Genomic DNA, 1,204 nt, shown 5'->3' with positions numbered 1-1,204 from the left:
GGCTCGGTCCATGACCCTTTCTCTCCTGCGGATGGCTTCCATTCGGCATCGAAATACTCGCCAAGCGTCCAGCTTTCCGGATCGAAGAAATGACTTCGGAAGAGGTCGATGATGCGCGCTGCGCGGCGCAGATGGGCGCGCTCGCCAGTCGCCTGATGCCAAGCGAGGAAGGCCTCGAGCAGATGCATATGCGGGTTGGAGCGGCGCTCGCCTTTGCCGTCCGATGTCTCGAGGAAGCCGGTCATGCGGCTGTCTTCGAGATGCGCATCGAGAAAGGCGAAGGTTTCCTCGCCGAGGCGCAAGGCGTCTGGATTGCCAGACATATGCGCATGCGCGAGCGCCAGGAGCACGCAGGAATGATCGTAGGCATCCTCGGTGGCGTCGGCGACCGAGCCGTCGACATTCAGCGTGCGAACCCAGCCGCCCTTGTCGGTGCGGCCCTTGCCGGCCATGAAGGTGATGCCGTGGCTGATCAGCCGGTCGGCCGGACCGTCCCAGCCGCGCGCTCGGGCGACGGCGAAAGCATAGACCTGCCTTGCCATGGTGCGCATGCGCTTGGGCTTCATCAGCGGCGAGGCGTCCAGGCCGAGCGCTTCGTGAAAGCCGCCATGGCGTTCGTCGACCCCCGATGTCGACCACAGCGGCAAGGTCTCCTGAAACAGCCAGTGATGCACGCGCCGGCGCCAGGCGCCGCTTTCGATGACGCGGTCATGCGCCGGCGTGAACCTGGTTTCCAGGCGACCCGATTTTTCGAGCTGCTCGACGATCTTCTTGACGTGCTGGCTGTGGCTGACCGGGGCGACGAAGGTGGCATCCGATGTCGAAACGATGGCGATGTCCTTCATGCCGATCGCCGACAGCAGGCGGCCATCACTGCGAATGTAGGAATTCTCGCAATCGATAGCGACGACATCGCCGATGATGACATTGCCCCGGTCGTCGGCGGGGCCGACATCGAGCAGCGACTGCCAGGAGCCGAGATCGTTCCAGCGGAAGCCGGCCGGCACCATGGCGATGTCTTTTGCCCGCTCCATGATGGCGTAGTCGATCGAGTTCGACGGAATGGCGGCGTAGAGTTCTAGCGGCATGTAAAGGCCGGACAGATCCGATGTCGCTGCCCTGTAAGCTGCTTCGGTGGCCAGCCAGATATCCGGCTGGAACGCTATGAAGGCATCACGCATGGCGACGGCGCGAAACAGGAAGA

General features: G+C 63.3%; 1 protein-coding gene. It reads right to left on the bottom strand.

Annotated features, from left to right (window positions below):
• Positions 1 to 1,204: AGE family epimerase/isomerase (locus EN984_RS35285; protein ID WP_206517571.1), on the bottom strand; the 1,204-nt coding region annotated here is incomplete at both ends.

This window comes from Mesorhizobium sp. M7A.F.Ca.CA.004.12.1.1, from assembly GCF_003997835.1.
In the GTDB taxonomy this organism is placed as follows: domain Bacteria; phylum Pseudomonadota; class Alphaproteobacteria; order Rhizobiales; family Rhizobiaceae; genus Mesorhizobium.
Note: the sequence above shows the minus strand (reverse complement) of the source record. Positions and strands in the feature narration are given on the sequence as shown.